Genomic DNA, 19,541 nt, shown 5'->3' with positions numbered 1-19,541 from the left:
GATACTTCGGCTCGTCATGTTAAGGCGGGTGAAATAACTCAAATAAGAAATCAGCGGTGTCCCTGGTGGCACCTGTAAAACGAGTGAGGAAAGTATGCGTCTGCAGGACAAGGTGTGCATCGTTACGGGTTCGGCGAACGGGATAGGGCTGGCCACGGCGAGGAAGTTCGCCGGTGAGGGGGCAGTTGTTATCGTCTGTGACCTGGAGATTGACCAGGTAGAGGCTGCCAGGCAGGAGCTGCGTGCTGACGGCGGCAGGGTTGAAGGCTACCGGGTGGATGTCAGCGATCGAGCCAGCGTTGATGCGATGGTGGAGGCCATCAAGCAGCGATATGGACGGATCGATGTACTGGTGAACAACGCCGGGATCACCCGGGATGCGAGCCTGTTGAAAATGAGCGAAGCGCAGTTCGATGCGGTTATCTCCGTTAATCTCAAAGGCACTTTCAATTGCACCCAGGCCGTTGCTGCATCCATGGTGGAGCAGGGCGCTGGGGCGATCATCAACACCTCCAGTATCTCTGGCATCTACGGTAACTTTGGTCAGAGCAATTACTCTGCATCTAAGGCTGGGGTTATCGGTATGACCAAAACCTGGGCTCGGGAGCTGGGGCCCAAGGGCGTGCGTGTTAATGCCATTGTTCCGGGGGCAGTAGCCACCGATATTCTTAAAACGGTCCCGCAAAAGATTCTTGAGCAGGTTGAAAACGCCTGCTGGCAGCGGCGTATCGGTCGACCGGAAGAGCTGGCCAATGCCTATGCGTTTTTGGCCAGCGATGAAGCCAGCTATATCAATGGCGCGGTGTTGGAGGTCAGTGGCGGCGTTTCTGCCTGAACTCTGCTTGCTTTGCGGTGAAGGCGGCGCAGGCCGCCTTTTTCGTATTTTGGGCTGGGCCTGTCGCTTGGCGCTTTCGCCAAGCCTTGTCACTGCGGGTGCATCCGGAGGCGAAGCTTGTTAGGCTCCTTTCTCCTTTTGAGCCATCGTTAAGTCCGCGCTGTGTCTGATCCTGATTATTACATTGGCCTTCCGCAATGGAATCACCCCGCCTGGCATGAGCATCTTCTCGCCAGCGATGACTCCAATCCTCTAAAAGGCTATGCCGGCAGTTTTAATTCGGTAGAGGGCAACACCACGTTTTACGGTTTGCCCTCTACCGATGCGGTCACCCGCTGGCGCCATGAAACCGGCCGGGATTTTCGCTTCTGCTTCAAGTTTCCCTCGGAGCTGAGTCATCAGAACGGTCTGGCTCACAGCGATGAGATCCTGCTCGCCTTTATCCGTCGCCTGTCATTGCTAGAGGAGAGGCTTGGGATGCTCTGGCTGCAGTTGTCCGCGGCCTTTGGGCCGGCGCAGCTGGAGCAGCTGGCGCAGTTTCTTATGCAGCTCCCGGCGGGCTTTCGTTATGCGGTGGAGGTGCGGCATCCGGCGTTTTTTGAGCGTGGCGATGCGGATAAACGTCTTACCGACCTTCTGGCCCAGGCCGGTGTGAATCGGCTGTCATTTGATACCCGGGTGCTGTTTCGTCATCCGGCGGATGATCGACTTACCCGTGAGGCCTTGAAGGCCAAGCCGCGATTGCCGCTGCGGCCAGTGGCGACGGCGGGCAATCCTATGCTGAGGTTTATTGCCCCCCTGGATATGTCGTTGGCTGAAGAGGCGCTGGACTACTGGGCGGGGCGGGCCGCGAAATGGATCGGGGAGGGGCGCACGCCCTGGCTGTTTTTCCATACCCCGGACAATGCTCAGGCACCTTTGCTGGCGCAGCGGTTTGCGGAAAAAATGTCAGCGTTTCGGGGCTTCAAACCCTGGCCAGAAGTCTCTCTGGCTCAGGGTGGTCTGTTTTAGCGAAGATAAGATAGGCGACGGGCAGGCCGTTCAGTGCAGTGCGTTTGGCTGAGCCAGCGTAAAGGCGGGAATCGGCGCGATGAAGGCTTCTTCGTCCTCGGTCTGCATCTGGTAGTGGCCCTGCATGCTGCCCACTTCGGTGGCCAGGACGGTGCCGCTGGTATAGCTGAAGCTCTGGTCCGGCTCGATGACCGGCTGTTCACCGACAACACCCTCGCCCTCAACCTCCTGCACCTGCTCATTGCCATCGGTGATGACCCAGCGGCGACTTACCAGCTTGACCGGATGCGGGTTATGGTTGGTGACGGTGATCTGGTATGAAAACACGAAGCGGTGAGCCTCCGGGTCCGATTGCTCGGGCAGGTAGGAGGTCAGTACATCGATTTCTATATTGCGGCCGTATTCAAAAGGGTCCATGCGATTCAGTGTTCCTCTTGGTCAGTATCGCTGAGCGCATCGCTGATCCGTACAAACTCTTCGAGCGTCAGGCGCTCGGGACGCAGCTGCGGATCAATCTCCAGTGTTTCCAATGTGGCGGCATCGATCAACGGTTTCAAGTTGTTGCGTAGGGTTTTGCGTCGCTGACTGAAAGCTGTGCGCACTACTTCCTGCAATTTGGTGACATCTTTAGCCGGGCAGGGCAGCGTCGCGTAAGGGGTCATGCGGACGATGGCTGAATCAACCTTGGGTGCAGGGTTGAAAGCGCCGGGCGGTACAATAAACAGCTTCTCCACCTGGCAATAGTACTGCGCCATGATGCCCAGGCGTCCGTAGTGGTTCTCACCTGGTTGTGCGGCCAGCCGGTCTACAACCTCGTTCTGCAGCATGAAGTGCATGTCACTGACCTTGCCGCTGAAACTCAGCAGGTGGAAGATCAGTGGCGTAGAGATGTTGTAGGGCAGATTGCCGACGATACGCAGCGGTTGCCCATCTGTGCACAGGGAGGCGAAGTCGAACTTGAGCGCGTCCGCCTCATGAATACGAAAGTTGTCTTCGTACCGGAAAAACTTGGTGCGCAGTACCGGGATAAGGTCCCGGTCCAGCTCGATCGCATCCAGAGCACCCGCTTCGCTAAGCAGTTCTTCGGTCAGCGCGCCCAGGCCTGGCCCAATCTCCACCAGGTGGTCTGCGGGCTTGGGGTGAATGGCCCGGACGATACGGCGGATGATGCCGGCGTCGTGGAGGAAGTTCTGGCCAAAGCGCTTACGCGCCTTGTGCGCTATCGGTTTCTTGCTCATGAAAGTTTGCTGTTGTCCTGTCTGCAGGCTGCCATGTTGGCAGCATAGTCGATCGCGGTGTGCAGGGAGCCGGTGTCGGCGAGCCCGGTACCGGCAAGATCAAGCGCTGTGCCGTGATCTACCGAGGTGCGGATGATCGGCAGTCCCAGTGTAATGTTTACGGCGTTACCGAAGCCCTTGTATTTCAGTACCGGTAGCCCCTGGTCGTGATACATCGCCAGCACGGCATCCGCATTCGCCAGGTATTTGTCGGTAAATAGAGTGTCGGCAGGCAGGGGGCCGATAAGTTCTACCTCGGCATCTGCATAGCTTTTCAGCACCGGCTCGATGGTGTCGATCTCTTCGCGGCCCAGGTAGCCGCCTTCACCCGCGTGGGGGTTAAGGCCGCAGACGAGGATTCGTGGCCGGGCGCAGCCGAAATATTTTTTCAGGTCGGCGACCAGTACGTCGATCACTTCATGCAGCAAAGGTGCGGTAATGGCTGCCGGAACCCGTGCCAGCGGCAGGTGAGTTGTCGCGAGCGCCACGCGCAGACCTTCGGTGGCAAGCATCATCACGACCTTGTTGGTCTTGGTGAGTGCTTCCAGAAACTCGGTGTGGCCACTGAACTCGATACCGGACTGATTGATAACGCCCTTGTGCACAGGGGCGGTGACCAATGCGTCGTAGTTACCAGACTGACAGCCCAGCGTCGCCAGCGTCAGAGTTTCCAGTACGTAAGCGGCGTTGATAGGGTCGAGCTGGCCGGCAACGACGGGCGCAGCCAGTTTGACTGGCTGAATGAATAACTCGCCAGGAGCGGCGGGCTGTGCCGGTTGCGTCGTGTCGATGGTGCGCAGGCGAATATCGAGGCCCAGGATCTGGGCTCTGGCTTGCATCAGATCCGGATCAGCAAAGACCACCAGCTGGTGGTCTTGAGGCTGCTGGGCGATCGCCAGGCACAGGTCTGGGCCTATGCCGGCGGGTTCGCCCGGTGTGATCGCAAGCCGTAAAGTCTGACTCACAGGTCGTCCAGATTTTTGCGCTCGATATAGGCCTGGGCGCGAATCTCACGCAGCCAGTTGTCGAGCTCTTCGTTGTACTTGCGTTTACGGATCGAGTTGCGAGCGGTGCTTTCACGCATCTCGTCAGCAAAGTCCTGGGTGCGGCGTTCTTCGACCTGGAGAATGTGCCAGCCGAAGCGGGACTCGAAGGGCTGGCTGATGCTGCCGGCGGCCGTATCGTTCATCACCTGTTCGAACTCCGGCACCATCTGGCCGGCCTGGGTCCATCCCAGTTCACCGCCCTGGGAACCGCTGGCGGCATCGTCGCTGTAACGGCGTGCCAGCTCGTCGAAGGATTCGCCGTTCTGCAGACGGTTGTAGAGTTCCTGAGCGAGCTGCTGCGTCTGTTCGCTGCTGCGGACCTCGCTCGGTGAAACCAGTATATGGCGGACCCGGGTCTGCTCAATCAGTGTCTCTTGACCTTCGCCGCGCTTCTCGCGCAGCTGCAGAATATGGAAACCTGCAGGTGTGCGTACCGGCGCGCTCACCTGGCCGCTCTGCAGCGAGCTCACGGCGTTAGCGATATCGGTGGGCAGTTCGGTACGGGCGCGCCAACCAAGATCGCCGCCCTGGAGGGCGTTGGATGCATCGGAGTTGGCGGTGGCCAGCTGCTGGAAGTCAGCACCATCACGCAGCTGCTGGTAGAGGCTGTCCGCTTCATCCTGGGCGCGCTGGATCAGTTCCGGCGAGGCGCTCTGCGGGATCGAGATCAGGATGTTACTGAGCAGGTACTCGACCTTGTCGGCGGACTGGTTGTTGGCCAGGAAGTTGTTGATCTCCTGGTCGGACACGTTGATCCGGCGGTTGACGTTGGCCTGTTGCACCCGGGACAGCAGAATTTCCTGGCGGATCTGCTCACGGGACTGGGCATAATCATGGCCCTCTGCGATCAGCGCTTCACGGAACTGAGCCAGCGACATGTTGTTCTGGTCGGCTATCCGCTGCATGGCAGCGTTCAGTTCCTGGTCGCTGACACGGATGCCCTGGCGGTCGGCGATCTGCAGCTGGATACGATCCATGATCAGCCGCTCAAGCACCTGCTGGCGCAGTACATCTACGGCAGGAGGCTGGGCCCCCTGAGCCTGGATCTGTTCCTGGACCAGCGCGGTGCGCTCCTCCAGTTCACTCTGCAGCACTATGTCGTCGTTAACGACAGCGACCACCTGGTCCAGCAGCTCGGCGGCCTGGGCCTGCTGCAGGGTGAACAGGGTCATGATCAGTAGCAGTTGGCGTTGAACGAACCGCTTAAAACGCATTTCGGGCATCCTCTTCCTTGCCGGTGATATCTTTCAGGAACTCACGACCGCCGGACTGACCGAAAGAGCCGAGTCCACGCAGTACAAATTCAATGAAGACACCGGTATCGGTCTCTATATCGTCGATGTTGTCGGTGTCATCTACCCACTGGCGTCCGGTTACACGGATCTTCCAGCAGCAACTGGTGTATTCAACACCGAGCAGGGTTTCGATGTTCTCATCCCTGAGCAGGTCCTCCTGCCAGCGGCCGATCATGCCCCACTGATCGGAGATCGGCCAGCGGAAGGCGAAGTCTGTCTGACGGATTTCGTTTTCATCTTCGTCGCGCTGTGAATCGAAGCGGGTACCTGAGTTGTCTCGATAGCTCAGGTAGATCAGCCGTGATTCATCGGGCTGGTAGCTGAGTCGGTAGTTCTGCTGGACCATCTTCAGATTGTCTTCATCATCCAGCTCGCTGTCGTGAACGAAACGCAGGTCAGGAGTGATGTTCCAGCTGGCCAGTACCGCCAGGTTAGAGCGGCTTTCCGTGCCATCTACGTCGCCAGGACGCAGGCCGGTGTCAGCTTCCCGGTCCTCGAAATAGTAGGCCTGTGCAACCCCTACGCGAGCGCGCTCCAGCCCCGCCTGGGAGTAAAATGCGCTGCTCAAGCCGACAGTCGCCTGGGTGGTGCCAGCGACGTTATCGTTACCGCTGTAGCCGGTCTCATCAAACAGGCTGTAGTAGTTGAAATCGAGCTCTTCAGAGTCGAAGTCGGGTATCTGGGACTGGTCTTCGCTGGCGGCGTGGATCAGCTTGATACGGGGCTCAAGAGTCTGGGTAAGGCTAGTGCCGTAGTTTCGTTCCAGTTTGACGGAAGAATCCAGACTGGCGATCGGGATGCCCAGGCTGGGTCCGTCAGACCAGTCGTCAGGCTGGTCAGAAAGATCGTACTGGGAGTACCAGTAAGTGAGTCGCGGCTTGATCGAGGCCCAGGGACGATCCCAGCTGTAGCTGACGCTGGGGCGAACATGGAAACGGCTGCCGATGACTCTCTCTTCGCCGGTCAGGTCTTCATTGTCGCGATCAAAGTAGGAGTATTCGGCTCGATAGCTGACCAGTGTGCTTCCGGCAATGACTTCCTGGCCGATCAGCGATAGCTGAGGTACCTGTTCGTAAGGCTCAGTGCCGCCATCAATCGTCTGGTACTTGTGTACCTGTCCGGTGAAAGTCCAGCTTTTACCCTGGTAACGCGCCATGGCGATCTGGTCGAGATCATCCTCTTCGGCGATCTCCAGATTGGTGGTATCCAGATCATCGAGGTAATCGTCGTCACTGATGCGGCGGTAGTCGATACGGGTAAACCAGTTATTTGCCGGGTTGCCCTGGTGATCGATACCCAGCGCCCAGCGGCTGTCGCCGTAGAGGTCATCATCGTTGATGTAGGCCGTGCTCAGGCTGTTCATCGACCAGGTGTTCATGTACCGGAACTCGTTCTCGAGTACCAGACCGCGCTCGCTGACGAAGCGCGGCGTGAACGTATCATCGTAGTTCGGCGCCAGGTTGAAATAGTAGGGCGTCGCGATATCGAGGCCGTCACTATCTGAATAGCCGATACTCGGGTACAGGAAACCTGAACGTCGGGTGTCGTCGATCGGGAAGTAGAAGTAGGGCAGGTAGAGCACCGGAATATCGCCGATCTCGAAGGTGGCATGACGCGCTTCGCCGTAACCCTCTTCGGTATGGATCTCCAGGTCGTCTGCTGCGATGGCCCAGTCATTGTTGCCCGGCTCACAGAAGGTGATGCGGCCATCATTCATGACGACGCGGGCATCACCAAAACGTTCGATCGATACCGCGCTGCCTCGCATGTGCTCCTGATGCATCACGTATTCTGCGTCATGGAAGCTGGTATGGCCGGCATTAAGGTCGGCACGGGCACGATCGCCCACCATCAGCAGCCCCGGCTCGCGGTAGGTTACGTTACCGTCCAGGGCAGCCGTTTGGCTTTCGGAGTCGTATTCGGCCTCATCACTGGTCAGCAGGCGTTGGCCCTGACGCATATTGATGCCGCCCTCGAGCTGAGTGGTGCCGCCGAGCACGGTAGAGGAGCGCAGTGCTTCGAGGAAAATGGTCTGCTGTTCTTCCAGCGTTTTGGCTTCGTCCAGGTGCAGCTCTGGCTCCCGGTATTCGCCAGGGCAGGCACCACCGAAGCCGGCTTCACCCGGTGCGAACCGATACCAGTCCAGATAAGCGTAATCCTGTGGCACGGGGCGGGCACCGGCTGTTGCAGGTACCGCGCTGGAACGGGCAACGGGATTTTGGCTGCAGACCCACTGGCCATTGACGACGGTGCAGGCAAACTGGTCGTAGGGGCCATCTGTCGTTGCCTGCGGAGCAGGCTGACTGGAGGCCGCAACGCTACTCGACACCCGCGTTGGTGTTGCTTGGGATTGTTCCGGGTTAGCTGGTTGTGAAGCTGCTTGAGCAGTGGCCGCTGCAGGCTGTTCTACAGGAGGTGCAGGAGGAGTGCTCGATGCGTGCGCCTCAACAGACTGCGGTGCCTGAAGGTTTGAGTTGTCCTGTCGGGTTGTATTGCTGTTGCCTGTAGTTTTCGCAGCAGTAGCAGGAGCTGTCGCAGAATTCTGAGCTGGAACACTGCTGGTGGCCGAGCCCAGGGCCTGGCCTTGGGTTTCGTTTACTTCACAGTCCCACTCGCCGGCGGCATTGAGATTGCAGTTCCAGAGTCTCTGGTCGTCCTGTGCGGCTGCTTGTGACGCGGACAAAGCTGCGGCAACTGCCAGCAGCAGCTTGAAAGAGTGGGCTCTTTTAAAGGGCATCAAGTCGCTTTCCGTTTGCGCGAGTAGGCGGCCTGTTTCTTGCCACCCCCGAAGTCGAGTACCATACCGAGCTGTGCATGATACAGCGGTTAGCGGCGCTAAGGCCAGACCTGCGGCGAGAGTCTGAGAGACTCTGCGGGTGCTGACGGGTGGAGTTGGAATGAGTATTTACCGCGGGCCTGTGGTTGGTAAGACGCTTGAGTCTCGACCAGGTCCGGAAGGAGCCGAAAACTGATGGATGTTCGTCTGCAGCAACTGCAGCATTGGGTGTCAAAAATGGCGGCTGAGCAGGGGCTTTCGCTTCGCTCTGAAATCCTCGCGCCGGTATCTGGCGATGCCAGCTTTCGCCGTTATTTCCGGGTGAGTGGTGAACAGTACAGCTGGATCGCGGTGGATGCCCCCCCTGAAAAAGAAGACAGCGCTCCCTTTGTGAAGCTGGCCAGAGATTGGCGTGGCCAGGGTGTCAGAGTGCCGGCGCTAGTGGCCGTGGATCTGGAGCTCGGATTTATGCTGCTGGAGGATTTCGGTGACCGTCTGCTGCTGCCAGAGCTGAACGACATCAGTGCGGATGAGCATTACGGCGCGGCGCTGGATACGCTGCAGCATATCCAGCAGATACCCGCCAGCGAACTGCCCCCCTACGATGAAGTGCTGCTGCAGCGTGAAATGGGGCTGTTTGATGAATGGTTTATCAACAGCCTTCTTGCGCTGCAGCTGACTGACGATGAGCGGCAGCTGCTGGCGGATACCAGGTCGCTGCTGGTGGAATCGGCCCTGGCCCAGCCTCAGGTGGCCGTGCATCGAGATTACCATTCGCGCAACCTGATGCCGCTCGATGACGATGGTCTGGGCGTAATCGATTTTCAGGACGCAGTGCGTGGCGCACACACCTACGACCTCGTTTCCCTCTTCCGGGACAGCTATATTCGTTGGCCTGATCCGCGGGTGCACGCCTGGGTTGAACAGTTTCGTTGCGCACTTAAGGCTGACAATATCCCGGTGCCGGACAGCGCGCAGTTCCTGCGTGACTTCGATTTGATGGGCATGCAGCGTCAGCTGAAAGTGCTGGGGATCTTCTCGCGCCTGTCGCTGCGCGATGGCAAGGATGGTTATCTTGCCGATATGCCAAGGACCCTGGGTTATCTGCTGCGGGCTGCGGCTCGATACCCGGAAACCCAGGCTTTTGCGCGCTGGCTTGAGCAGCGTATCGTCCCGGCTATGAGTGCGCATCCCCTGTTTGATGCTGGTGAACTGGCGCTGGAGCTTGGCTGACCCATGCGAGCGATGATTCTTGCGGCGGGGCTGGGCACGCGCATGCGCCCCCTGACACTGAAAACGCCCAAGCCGCTGCTGACGGCAGCCGGTAAACCACTGATCCAGTTTCATATTGAGCACCTGGTAGCAGCGGGTGCCGAGCGCATCGTGATCAATCACGCCTGGCTGGGCGAGCAGATAGAGAGTGCGCTGGGGGATGGCTCCCGTTTCGGAGTCGAACTGGTGTACTCGCCAGAGGCGGAACCGCTGGAAACAGCCGGTGGGATTCGCCAGGCGCTGCCGCTGTTGGCAGATGATAAGGACGATAGCTTTCTGGTAGTCAACGGCGATGTCTATACAGATCTCGCACCGGATCGCCTGCGGGAAATGGAACTGAATGCAGGTTGCGACGCTCACCTGTTACTGGTCGATAACCCTGCCTGGCATCCAGAGGGAGACTTCCATCTGGAAGATACTGGCCTGGTACTGAATAGCGGTAGCCCGAAGCTGACTTTTTCAGGGGTCAGTATGCTGCGCGCATCCCTGTTTACCGATCTAGTCAGCGGTGAAGCGGCCGCGCTGGCGCCTATTCTGCGTCAGGCGATGGCTTCGAAGAAGGTCGCCGGCGAGCGGCTGAATGCATACTGGGACGATATAGGCACCCCTGAGCGGTTAAGTGCGTTGGATAAGCGTCTGAAAGGAGAGAGTTAAGATGGCGAATGCGGAATCCCTGGGCCAGAAACTGTACCGGCACCGGACCGGTCTGGGCGTGGGCGCATTGATCGGACTGTTTAGCGGTGGCCCCGTTGGGCTGCTATTGGGGGGCGCCCTGGGTTACTGGGTAGATAGCGCCCTGAGGAAAACAGCTTCGAACTATAACCCGCAGCAGTTGTTCTTCCGTGCCACTTTTTGCGTTATGGGAAAGGTGGCCAAGGCCGATGGCCGGGTTACCGAGGTAGAGATCGACTTTGCCCGCGAAGTGATGGCGCGGATGAACCTCAGCGAAGAGAAGCGCCGCGAAGCGATCGAATGTTTTTCCGAAGGCAAGGAGCCTGATTTTGATATAGCCAAGGTGTTGCTGCCCCTGTCTGCGCTGATGCGTAACCGTAGTTCGCTGAAGCTGATGTTTGTCGAAATTCAGCTGCAGGCGGCCATGGCCGATGGTGAAATCAGCGCTAACGAGCAGGCGCTGCTGCAGCAGATCTGTCAGCAGCTGAACTTTACCCAGAGAGAAGTTCAGGCGCTGTTGGCAAGGATGCAGGCGGAACAGGCGTTCAGAGAGCAGGCTTACAGCTCGCATGCGCAGCGGGAGAGCTATTCTGCGGCTTCGCTGCAGCAGGCCTACGGCGTACTGGGAGTTGAGTCTTCGGCAAGCGATGCAGAGGTCAAAAAGGCCTGGCGCAAGCTGATGAGTCAGCACCATCCGGACAAACTGGTTTCCAAGGGATTGCCGGAGGAGATGATCCAGCTGGCCAAGGAGCAGACCCAGGAGATCCAGGCCGCCTATGATCAGATCAGAAAGTCCCGCGGCATGCGCTAAACACCAGTACGAACTATCGGCGGGTTCGTTTTCACGCCCGGCTGACGGCTCCTTCCGGATTATCTAAAACAGGATCAATTGCCGGGCATTCCGGGCGGGTTTTGTGCCTGGGGTGCCTGAACTTCCTGTTGTTGTTCTTTCTCCTCGGCGAGAGGGGCGAGGATCTCGCTTTTGATCAGTCCTCTTATCTTGGCAGTCAGCCAGGGCATCTCTTCCTGCCAGCCGGTGAAGGGCCCGGCGATCCGTACTTGTAGGTAGTTATCGATGCCTGCCCGGCGCGCCTGTCCCTTGCGAATCCGTGCATCCGGCGCAGCCTGTGGATAACCCTGCAGCGGGGAGTGGTAAGCGTCTATGATTCGAGTCTCTTCCAGGTTGTCCCACAGGTTGGCAAAAAGCGGCGCCTCAGGGGAGAAGTCCGGCATCGGGTCGATCATCACCAGTGACCGGTCGGAATCGGCCTGCTGACTGAGATAGTCCATCACCCAGGGTGTAGCGCGGCCGAAGGCGATAACCACGATTGGCTCAAGGGAGTCGGTCGTCAGTTGCTCCAGCGTCAGATCCATACGTTCGGTAAAACGCTCAGCAAAGGGGGGGAGAGGTGGTTGTGGTGGCTCCTGGTTGGCGCTGCTATCTGTTTCTGAGGCCTGGGGCTCGCTGTTCGCAGGAGCCGCTGCCGACGCGGCGGAGGATGTACCGGCAAACGACTGCATTACCGGCAGGGTCCGCTCCGGCAGGGGCTGTTGATCGGGCCTTGGTGGCTCCAGGGCCAGGGTTAGCCAGCCCTTTTGCGCCATGTCAAAGCGCAATGCTTCCACCTGCTCAATCCAGGCGGTGCCGATCGCCGGGTCCGGAACCAGCAACAATCCCCCAACAGCCTCCTCCCGGTCCGCCTCCTGGCGCAGCGCGTGGAAGCGTTGCTCGCCGACCTCCATGGTCAATACAACTGTATCGGCGGGGAGCAGCTGGCGCAGTTTCGAGTCCAGTGGCAGATCACCGGCGCTGCTTCGCTCCACCTTGTAAAGCTCTGCCATATCGAAGCCTGGTGCAGCGCCTGATGCGGTGCCTTCGGTTTCTTCGGAGGCCTGAGCCGGCACCGGCAAGGCGAGAGCGAGCAGGAGAAGGGCTTTTTTCATCAATGAGGTCATGGGCTTGGTCAACGAAGTCATGGCGCCGATTATCGGCGGCGCAGCGTTTGTGGGCAAGGCTGAAACCCGCGGCGGGCTTTTGTACAATAGCGCACCATCCACCTAATCCTTGCGGTAGATTGCCTGATGACAGATTTCAAAATTGCCCCTTCGATTCTTTCCGCCGACTTTGCCCGTCTGGGTGAAGAGGTCGAAGCGGTACTCAGTGCCGGCGCGGATATCGTGCACTTTGATGTGATGGACAACCATTACGTGCCCAACCTGACTATCGGGCCGATGGTCTGCAAGGCGCTGCGTAACTACGGTATCGAGGCGCCGATCGACGCGCACCTGATGGTCAAGCCGGTAGACCGCATGATTGGTGACTTCATCGAAGCCGGTGCCACCTATATCACCTTCCACCCGGAAGCTTCCGACCATATCGATCGTTCTCTGCAGATGATCCGTGACGGCGGCTGCAAGTCTGGCCTGGTATTTAACCCGGCAACGCCGCTGCACTTCCTCGATCATGTGATGGACAAGGTCGACATGATCCTGCTGATGTCGGTGAACCCCGGGTTTGGTGGTCAGAAGTTTATTCCGGGCACGCTGGATAAACTGCGCCAGGTGCGCAAGCTGATTGACGCAAGCGGACGGGAGATCCGGCTGGAGGTCGATGGCGGTGTGGGCATCGGCAATATCCGGGAGATCGCGGAAGCAGGTGCCGATACCTTTGTGGCGGGCTCGGCGATCTTCAACACCGATGACTATCGTGCCACCATCGACAAGATGCGTGCAGAACTGGCTTTGGTGAAGTGATGACTTCTCTGGCTGCGCAAATGCCCGCTGCTGTGCTGTTTGATCTGGACGGTACGTTGGTCGACAGTGTACCCGATCTTGCGCGTGCGGTGGACCAGATGCTGGAGGCGCTCGGGCGCGCACCGGCCGGAGTCGAGCTGGTGCGTCAGTGGGTCGGCAATGGCGCCGAGGTGCTGGTAAAGCGTGCCCTCGGGCGTGATATGGAAGGCTCTCTCAATGTAGATGATGCTGAGCTGTTTCCTGTAGCCAGGGATCTGTTCTTTGGTGCCTATGCCCAGGCTAACGGTCGCAGCAGCCAGATTTATCCCGGGGTTGAGGCAGCGTTGGAGTGGTACCGGGAGCAGGGTACGCCGATGGCTGTGGTGACCAACAAGCCCGGGGCGTTTACCGATCAATTGCTTGCCCAGCTTGGCCTGGCCGGATACTTCGCAGTGGTTGTAGCGGGAGATACGCTGGCAGAGAAAAAGCCCTCGGCGGCGCCGCTGCTCCACGCCTGTGATCGCCTGGGTCAGAATGCTGCAGCTGCGCTGATGGTGGGAGATTCTTCCGTCGACGTGGCGGCAGCCCGAGCTGCGGGCTGCCCGGTAGTCTGCGTCAGCTATGGCTACAACAAGGGGGCGCCGATCAGCGAAGCCGGCGCAGACCGGGTGATCGATTCCCTGGTCGAGTTAATCCGCTGACTCCTCTGCCAGGGCAGTCTCCTGTCCTGTTTCAAGAAGCAGTTCCCGGGCCCGGTGTGTGATCGCCTGCACACCGGGATGGCGGATCTGCCGTTCCAATGAAATGGCGTAATAGCGTTCCCTGATCCCCTCCAGGCGGCCGATCGTTTCCACACTGTGCTGCCGCTGCAGCTCGCTTTCCAATACCGAGGGGCCGCAGAAAAGTCCGGTCCCGGCCTGGCCAAAAATATCGATCAGCGCAGAGTCGACACACTCAACACGGATTGAGGGTTCGATATGACGGGCCCTGAACCACTTCATGATATTAGCCCCGGCCACGGTGTCATCGGTGGGTAGCAGCAGCGGGGCGCCGTTCAGTCCGTGCGGGAAGTCCGGGCGGTAACGTTTGGCCAGACTTGGGCTGGCGAACATGCTGATGCCGGTCTCGCCGAGCAGGTGGTTATAAGCGCGGACATGGGTGCTGGCATCGATAGGGCGGTCCGCAAGAATCAGGTCCACGCGATTGGCGATCAGGTCACCCAGCAATGACTCCATGGAGCCTTCGCGGCATTCCAAATGCACGGGGTCGTCCAGCTCAAGCGCTGGCGCCAGAAGCTTGTAGGCGATGCTTTTGGGGACCACATCGGCGATCCCTACGGCACAGTTGATACGGCTGTTGCCGGCATGATGCAGCTGCAGTTGCATCGCTTCGCCCAGATTGAAGATCTCCTCTGCGTACTCCAGGGCCTGGCGTCCGGCATCGGTCAGGTCAAGCCGGCGGCCGTGGCGCTCGAACAGCTCGATCTCCAGCATCTCCTCCAGCACCTTCAGCTGACCGGAAATGGTCTGAGGTGTCAGGTTGAGGCGCTTGCTGGCGCGAGCGATGGTTCCCTCCTGGGCAACCACCATGAAATAACGCAGATGACGAAAATTGAGGTTATGAATTCGCATTCGAAATTTTCGAATATTGGTGAGATTAAATTCGAATTTTATATAGGGATGGAAGGACTATACTCGAACTTGCTCATGCAGTCTCTCCCCGAGACTGAATTGCTCTGTTCCAGACTCTGGACAGGCATCGGCTTTATCACACACATCTTGACCCGCCGCCGTGGCGGGTTTTTTTTGCCCTCCGGCATCCAGGCTGATCCACTCTTTGTGTTGGGTTTTTCAGTGCGGCTCCACCATGTCTGCAACGCGGGTTTTGCTATCGAGCCTGCCGGTTAGCCCGACGTTTGAGTCCTATATCGATTGTTGCTGGTTTTAGGCATTAAAAAAGGCAGATCCGGGGATCTGCCTTTTCTCGAGTGCTGCGTCGGAGATGCGGTTACATCTGTGACTGCTGGTAGTTCTTGAGACCGATCTTGTCGATCAGGCCAAGCTGTTTTTCCAGCCAGTAGGCGTGATCTTCTTCGGTGTCTTCCAGCTGCTTGCGCAGCATTTCGCGTGTCTGATAATCCTGCTCGTCTTCGCAGAGCTTGATGACGGCTTTCAGGTTTTTCGCGACGCTGTACTCGGTATTCAGATCGTTGCGCAGCATCTCCGGGACATCCTTGCCGACGTGGATCGGGTCACGGGTAACCAGATCAGGGGTGCCCTCCAGAAACAGGATGCGGGAGATGATCGCCTTGGCATGGCCTTTCTCGTCGTCGAACTCGTGAGCAATGCGCTCGTAGAGTTTGGTCAGACCCCAGTCGTCATACATTTCGGAATGGATGAAGTACTGGTCCATGGCGGCCAGCTCGCCAGCCAGCAGCTTGTTCAGGGCGTCGATGACTTTCTTTTTGCCTTGCATCACTTATTCCTTTTCGATGGCGGATTGCAGATAGTTCTCGATGCCGGTTTCCCGGATCAGGTGCTGCTGGGCTTCGATCCAGTCAACATATTCCTCTTCACTCTCGAGAATCTCTTCAAGCAGGTGGCGGCTGACATAATCGCCGCCCGCCTCGCATTCGGCAATGACTTCGCGCAACAGGGCCAGTTGATCCATCTCCAGGTCCAGGTCGCACTGCATCATCTCGGCGCAGTGTTCGCCGATACGCAGGCGTTCCAGCTGCTGCAGGTTGGGCAGGCCTTCAAGAAACAGGATGCGTTCGATCAGCTCGTCCGCCTGTTTCATGTCGAGGATCGATTTCTTGTAGGCCGCGTGATTGAGTTTCTCCAGGCCCCAGTTCTTGTACATGCGGGCATGCAGGAAGTACTGGTTGATGGAGGTGAGCTCGAACGTGAGCACTTTGTTGAGCCGGCGAACTAGCGACTTGTCACCTTGCATTGAAAACTCCTTATGAGACGTCGCATGGATAATTGACGGCTGGGCGGGTGAGCAGCCTTCAAAGGAGTATAGCGCAGATGTCCCCGTGTTGGGGACCGATGAAAGTCAGGGAAGTGGAGGGATTGTTGCTGATTATGGAATCAGGCCGGCATGGCCAGCGCCATGGCTCGCTCGGCCTGCTCGCGCTTGATCATCTGGCGTGCGGTGCAGGTGCATTTGCCACATTCACTGCCAACGCAGAGTGCGCGGTTGAGGTCCCGTACGCTGCGCGCGCCATCATCGATCGCCTGCTGAATCTCGCGTTCGGTAATGTTGTTGCAGATGCATACGTACATAAGATACCTCTGTGGATCTGTAACCAAATAATATTGGTAATGATAATAGTTCGTATTAGATAGATTTCAACTGTTTTTTTCTCAAGATGACGCGGCCGGCTAGATCCTTGTCGCATCCACGTCTGGTGGCCTTGTCATGCTTAGACAACAGCAAAACCGGTGCCATATGGAGAGGTTATTAGGGGCCTTTTAAAAACAGTATATTAGCGATGCTTGGAGCGGGAGGGTCGGATCTCAGGAGCGAGGATGTAAGAAAGTGAACAGCACTTTGTCATCCCTGGAGCGGAAATTTCTAAAAGTAAGTATTTTGACGCAGGTTGTTTTAAAGCGAGGAGAGTACGAATAAAAAAGGCCCGGGGTGACGGGCCTTTTCGATGAATCCTTGGTGTCCGATTAATCGCAGAGAGCGTCCAGCTTCTTCTTCAGAATGCCGGTGACGGCGCCCGGGTTGGCCTTGCCGCCGGTGGCTTTCATCACCTGACCCATAAAGAAGCCAAGCATCTTGCCGCGCTTCTCGGGCTCTGCGGCTTTGTATTGCTCCACCTGCTTATCGGCATTGGCGATCACATCATCAACGATCTTCTCGATGGCGCCGGTATCGGTTACCTGTTTCAGGCCCTTGGCTTCGATAATCTCGTCGGCGCTGCCGCCATCTGTCCACATGGTCTCGAACACTTTCTTGGCGATGTTGCCGGAGATGGTGTCGTCCTTGATCCGCTCCAGCAGGCCGCCGAGCTGATCGGCAGATACCGGGCTCTGCTTGATGTCGGTATCGTTCTGGTTCAGGTACTTGGCCAGTTCGCCCATGACCCAGTTCGCCGCCAGCTTGGTATCGCCGCAGGCTTTTACCACGGCTTCGTAGTAGTCCGCCTGGGCACTGTAGCCGGAGAGCACGCCGGCATCGTAGTCGGAGAGCTTGTACTCTTCGATGAAGCGCGCGCGGCGAGCGTCCGGTAGTTCCGGCAGCGTTTCGCGAATCGCTTCGATGTAGCTGTCGTCGATCACCACCGGCAGTAGGTCGGGGCAGGGGAAGTAACGGTAGTCGTTGGCATCCTCTTTCGAGCGCATGCTGCGGGTCTGGTTCTTGTCCGGGTCGTACAGGCGGGTTTCCTGCAACACGGTGCCGCCATCTTCGATCAGATCGATCTGGCGGGCGACTTCGGTATCGATAGCGCGCTCGATAAAGCGGAAGGAGTTGATGTTCTTCAGCTCGGTACGGGTACCGTACTCTTCCTGTCCTTTCGGGCGCACCGAGACGTTGCAGTCGCAGCGCATGGAGCCTTCGGCCATGTTGCCGTCGCAGATACCCAGGGTGGTAACGATCGCATGGATCTTGCGGGCGTAGGCGGCGGCTTCCTTGGAAGAACGCATATCCGGCTCGGAGACGATCTCCACCAGCGGGGTGCCAGCGCGGTTCAGGTCGATGCCTGACATGCCGTGGAAGTCTTCGTGCAGGGATTTGCCCGCATCCTCTTCCAGGTGGGCATGGTGCAGACGCACGCGGCGCTGCACGCCTTCCTCGGTTTCGATATCCACAAAACCCGGGCCGACGATCGGTTCCGCCAGCTGGGTGGTCTGGTAGCCCTTGGGCAGGTCGGGGTAGAAGTAGTTCTTGCGCTCAAATACGGAGCGCTTGCCGATCTCTGCGTTCACTGCCAGGCCAAACATGACGGCCATGCGCAGGGCGTTTTCGTTGAACACCGGCAGCGTGCCTGGCAGCGCCAGGTCAACGGCGCAGGCCTGGGTGTTCGGCTCGGCACCAAAGGCGGTGCTGGCGCCGGAGAAAATCTTGGTCGTAGTGGAGAGCTGGACATGGATCTCCAGCCCGATAACAACTTCCCATTCCATCGTAGTCAAACCTCTCAGATGCCAGCCGGTGCCTGTTTATGCCAGTCAGTCGCCTGCTGGAACTGGTGTGCCACGTTAAGCAGCTTCGCTTCGGCAAAGTGGTCGCCGATGATCTGCAGGCCGACCGGCAGCCCGTTGACCAGTCCGCAGGGCACGGACATGCCCGGCAGACCTGCCAGGTTCAGCGACAGGGTGTAGATATCTTCCATGTACATGCTGACCGGGTCGTTGTTCTTTTCGCCGAGCTTGAATGCCGGGTGCGGCGTGGTCGGGGCCATAATGACGTCGACCTCTTCCAGCACCTTGGCGAAATCCTGCTGGATCAGGCGGCGGATCTGCTGCGCCTTGTTGTAGTAGGCGTCGTAGTAGCCTGCGCAAAGCGCGTAGGTGCCGACCATGATGCGGCGTTTCACCTCTTCACCGAAGCCTTCGCCACGGCTGCGCTTGTACATGTCTTCCAGGTCTTTCGGGTCTTCACAGCGGTAGCCGTAGCGTACGCCGTCAAAACGGGACAGGTTGGAGGACGCTTCCGCCGGGGCGATGATGTAGTACGCCGGGATCGACAGCTCGGTGCGCGGCAGGCTCACTTCCTTGACGGTGGCACCCATCTTTTCAAATTCGGCAACGGCGTTGCGTACCTTTTTGGCAACCTGCGGGTCGAGCGTATCGGTGAAATACTCTTTCGGCAGGCCGATCTTCAGGCCGGTCAGCGGCTCGTTCAGCGTGACGGTGTAATCCGGTACTTCGCGGTCAACGCTGGTGGAGTCCATTGGATCGAAGCCCGCCATCACGTTGAGCATCAGGGCGCAGTCTTCGGCGGTGTGCGCCATCGGGCCGATCTGGTCCAGCGAAGAGGCGAAGGCCACCATGCCATAACGCGATACGCGGCCGTAAGTCGGTTTCAGACCGGTGATGCCGCAAAGGGCCGCGGGCTGGCGGATGGAGCCCCCGGTGTCGGAACCGGTAGCCGCCGGAGCCAGGCGTGCTGCTACTGCAGCACCGGAGCCGCCCGATGAACCGCCCGGTACACGGTCGGTATCCCAGGGGTTGCGGGCCGGGCCGTAGTAGCTGGATTCGTTGGAGCCGCCCATGGCGAACTCGTCCATGTTGGTCTTGCCCAGCATGACCGCGCCGGCCTGCTTGAACTTGGCGACCATGGTGCCGTCGTAGGGCGAGATGAAGTTATCCAGCATCTTGGAGGCGCAGCTGGTGCGCACGCCCTGGGTGCAGAACAGGTCCTTATGCGCGATCGGCAGACCGGTGAACGGGCCAGCGGTACCGGCGGCAAAGGCTTCGTCGGCGGCCTTCGCCTGAGCCAGCGCTTCCTCTTCGGTCACCGTGATGTAGCTGTTGTACTTGCTGTCTTCGGCCTTGATGCGCTCAAGCCAGGCTTTGGTCAGCTCGGTGCTGGTGAACTCGCCGCTGCGGAGTCCGGCTGCCAGTTCGGCCAATGTCTTATCAAACATGGTTTTTCTATTCCTTTAAATCT

19 protein-coding genes are annotated in these 19,541 nt (G+C 58.6%); 7 read left to right on the top strand and 12 right to left on the bottom strand.

Annotated elements, in window-relative coordinates; genetic code table 11:
* Nucleotides 1-94 precede the first annotated feature (94 nt).
* Together fabG and C4S72_RS12385 are read left to right on the top strand one after the other, a co-directional pair.
* Nucleotides 95-835 carry a 3-oxoacyl-ACP reductase FabG gene (gene fabG / locus C4S72_RS12390; RefSeq protein WP_104003431.1) on the top strand — a complete coding sequence of 247 codons (741 nt, stop codon included), beginning with the start codon at nt 95-97 and terminating at the stop codon, nt 833-835.
* Between the two features lie 162 nt (nt 836-997).
* Nucleotides 998-1,846: a DUF72 domain-containing protein gene (locus tag C4S72_RS12385; RefSeq protein WP_104003430.1), complete on the top strand. Its 849-nt coding sequence runs from the start codon at nt 998-1,000 to the stop codon at nt 1,844-1,846.
* Between the two features lie 30 nt (nt 1,847-1,876).
* Here C4S72_RS12385 and apaG read toward each other — a convergent pair whose 3' ends face one another.
* From apaG to C4S72_RS12360, 5 genes are read right to left on the bottom strand one after another with little or no spacing between them, the layout of a single operon-like run.
* Nucleotides 1,877-2,263 carry a Co2+/Mg2+ efflux protein ApaG gene (gene apaG / locus C4S72_RS12380; RefSeq protein WP_104003429.1) on the bottom strand — a complete coding sequence of 129 codons (387 nt, stop codon included), beginning with the start codon at nt 2,261-2,263 and terminating at the stop codon, nt 1,877-1,879.
* 5 nt (nt 2,264-2,268) lie between these two features.
* Nucleotides 2,269-3,084: a 16S rRNA (adenine(1518)-N(6)/adenine(1519)-N(6))-dimethyltransferase RsmA gene (gene rsmA, locus C4S72_RS12375; RefSeq protein ID WP_104003428.1), complete on the bottom strand. Its 816-nt coding sequence runs from the start codon at nt 3,082-3,084 to the stop codon at nt 2,269-2,271.
* Nucleotides 3,081-4,088, bottom strand: coding sequence for a 4-hydroxythreonine-4-phosphate dehydrogenase PdxA (gene pdxA / locus C4S72_RS12370; protein WP_104003427.1), 1,008 nt, complete (start codon nt 4,086-4,088; stop codon nt 3,081-3,083). The genes rsmA and pdxA overlap by 4 nt, the downstream gene beginning before the upstream one ends.
* Nucleotides 4,085-5,383, bottom strand: a complete 1,299-nt coding sequence (locus tag C4S72_RS12365) for a peptidylprolyl isomerase (protein WP_200826759.1) — start codon at nt 5,381-5,383, stop codon at nt 4,085-4,087. The genes pdxA and C4S72_RS12365 overlap by 4 nt, the downstream gene beginning before the upstream one ends.
* The gene (locus tag C4S72_RS12360; RefSeq protein WP_160115510.1) at nt 5,373-7,793 is read right to left on the bottom strand and encodes an LPS-assembly protein LptD; all 2,421 of its coding nucleotides are present in this window, start codon (nt 7,791-7,793) and stop codon (nt 5,373-5,375) included. The genes C4S72_RS12365 and C4S72_RS12360 overlap by 11 nt, the downstream gene beginning before the upstream one ends.
* Before the next feature lie 642 nt (nt 7,794-8,435).
* Here C4S72_RS12360 and C4S72_RS12355 point away from each other — a divergent pair.
* From C4S72_RS12355 to djlA, 3 genes are read left to right on the top strand one after another with little or no spacing between them, the layout of a single operon-like run.
* Nucleotides 8,436-9,473, top strand: a complete 1,038-nt coding sequence (locus C4S72_RS12355) for an aminoglycoside phosphotransferase family protein (protein WP_104003425.1) — start codon at nt 8,436-8,438, stop codon at nt 9,471-9,473.
* A gap of 3 nt (nt 9,474-9,476) precedes the next feature.
* Nucleotides 9,477-10,166 carry an N-acetylmuramate alpha-1-phosphate uridylyltransferase MurU gene (gene murU, locus C4S72_RS12350; RefSeq protein WP_104003424.1) on the top strand — a complete coding sequence of 230 codons (690 nt, stop codon included), beginning with the start codon at nt 9,477-9,479 and terminating at the stop codon, nt 10,164-10,166.
* Between the two features lies 1 nt (nt 10,167).
* The gene (djlA, locus tag C4S72_RS12345) at nt 10,168-10,995 is read left to right on the top strand and encodes a co-chaperone DjlA (RefSeq protein WP_104003423.1); all 828 of its coding nucleotides are present in this window, start codon (nt 10,168-10,170) and stop codon (nt 10,993-10,995) included.
* A gap of 74 nt (nt 10,996-11,069) precedes the next feature.
* Here the strand turns inward: djlA and C4S72_RS12340 are convergent, their stop codons facing one another.
* Nucleotides 11,070-12,128: a DUF3530 family protein gene (locus tag C4S72_RS12340; RefSeq protein ID WP_160115509.1), complete on the bottom strand. Its 1,059-nt coding sequence runs from the start codon at nt 12,126-12,128 to the stop codon at nt 11,070-11,072.
* 138 nt (nt 12,129-12,266) lie between these two features.
* Between C4S72_RS12340 and rpe the strand changes: the two genes are divergently transcribed.
* Nucleotides 12,267-12,938 (top strand): ribulose-phosphate 3-epimerase, encoded by a 672-nt coding sequence (gene rpe, locus C4S72_RS12335; protein WP_104003421.1) that lies wholly within the window; start codon nt 12,267-12,269, stop codon nt 12,936-12,938.
* Nucleotides 12,938-13,618 (top strand): phosphoglycolate phosphatase, encoded by a 681-nt coding sequence (locus C4S72_RS12330; RefSeq protein ID WP_104003420.1) that lies wholly within the window; start codon nt 12,938-12,940, stop codon nt 13,616-13,618. Before rpe ends, C4S72_RS12330 begins: the two co-directional genes overlap by 1 nt.
* On the opposite strand, the gene nhaR is transcribed toward C4S72_RS12330, so the two are convergent.
* The 6 genes from nhaR to gatA all read right to left on the bottom strand — a co-directional run bounded on the left by nhaR (nt 13,607) and on the right by gatA (nt 19,518).
* Nucleotides 13,607-14,548 carry a transcriptional activator NhaR gene (nhaR, locus tag C4S72_RS12325; protein ID WP_104003419.1) on the bottom strand — a complete coding sequence of 314 codons (942 nt, stop codon included), beginning with the start codon at nt 14,546-14,548 and terminating at the stop codon, nt 13,607-13,609. The genes C4S72_RS12330 and nhaR overlap by 12 nt on opposite strands.
* A 376-nt stretch (nt 14,549-14,924) precedes the next feature.
* A complete protein-coding gene (gene bfr / locus C4S72_RS12315; RefSeq protein WP_104003417.1) occupies nt 14,925-15,392 on the bottom strand; it encodes a bacterioferritin in 468 nt (155 codons plus the stop codon).
* 3 nt (nt 15,393-15,395) lie between these two features.
* Nucleotides 15,396-15,869, bottom strand: coding sequence for a bacterioferritin (bfr, locus tag C4S72_RS12310; protein ID WP_104003416.1), 474 nt, complete (start codon nt 15,867-15,869; stop codon nt 15,396-15,398).
* A 140-nt stretch (nt 15,870-16,009) separates the two neighbouring features.
* A complete protein-coding gene (locus tag C4S72_RS12305) occupies nt 16,010-16,204 on the bottom strand; it encodes a (2Fe-2S)-binding protein (protein WP_104003415.1) in 195 nt (64 codons plus the stop codon).
* Nucleotides 16,205-16,597: 393 nt separating this feature from the next.
* Complete coding sequence (gatB, locus tag C4S72_RS12300; RefSeq protein WP_104003414.1) at nt 16,598-18,052, bottom strand: Asp-tRNA(Asn)/Glu-tRNA(Gln) amidotransferase subunit GatB; 1,455 nt, start codon at nt 18,050-18,052, stop codon at nt 16,598-16,600.
* A 14-nt stretch (nt 18,053-18,066) separates the two neighbouring features.
* Nucleotides 18,067-19,518 carry an Asp-tRNA(Asn)/Glu-tRNA(Gln) amidotransferase subunit GatA gene (gene gatA / locus C4S72_RS12295; RefSeq protein WP_104003413.1) on the bottom strand — a complete coding sequence of 484 codons (1,452 nt, stop codon included), beginning with the start codon at nt 19,516-19,518 and terminating at the stop codon, nt 18,067-18,069.
* Nucleotides 19,519-19,541: the final 23 nt, after the last annotated feature.

The sequence above is a fragment of the Marinobacterium lutimaris genome, assembly GCF_900108065.1.
In the GTDB taxonomy this organism is placed as follows: Bacteria; Pseudomonadota; Gammaproteobacteria; order Pseudomonadales; family Balneatricaceae; genus Marinobacterium_D; species Marinobacterium_D lutimaris.
Note: the sequence above shows the minus strand (reverse complement) of the source record. Positions and strands in the feature narration are given on the sequence as shown.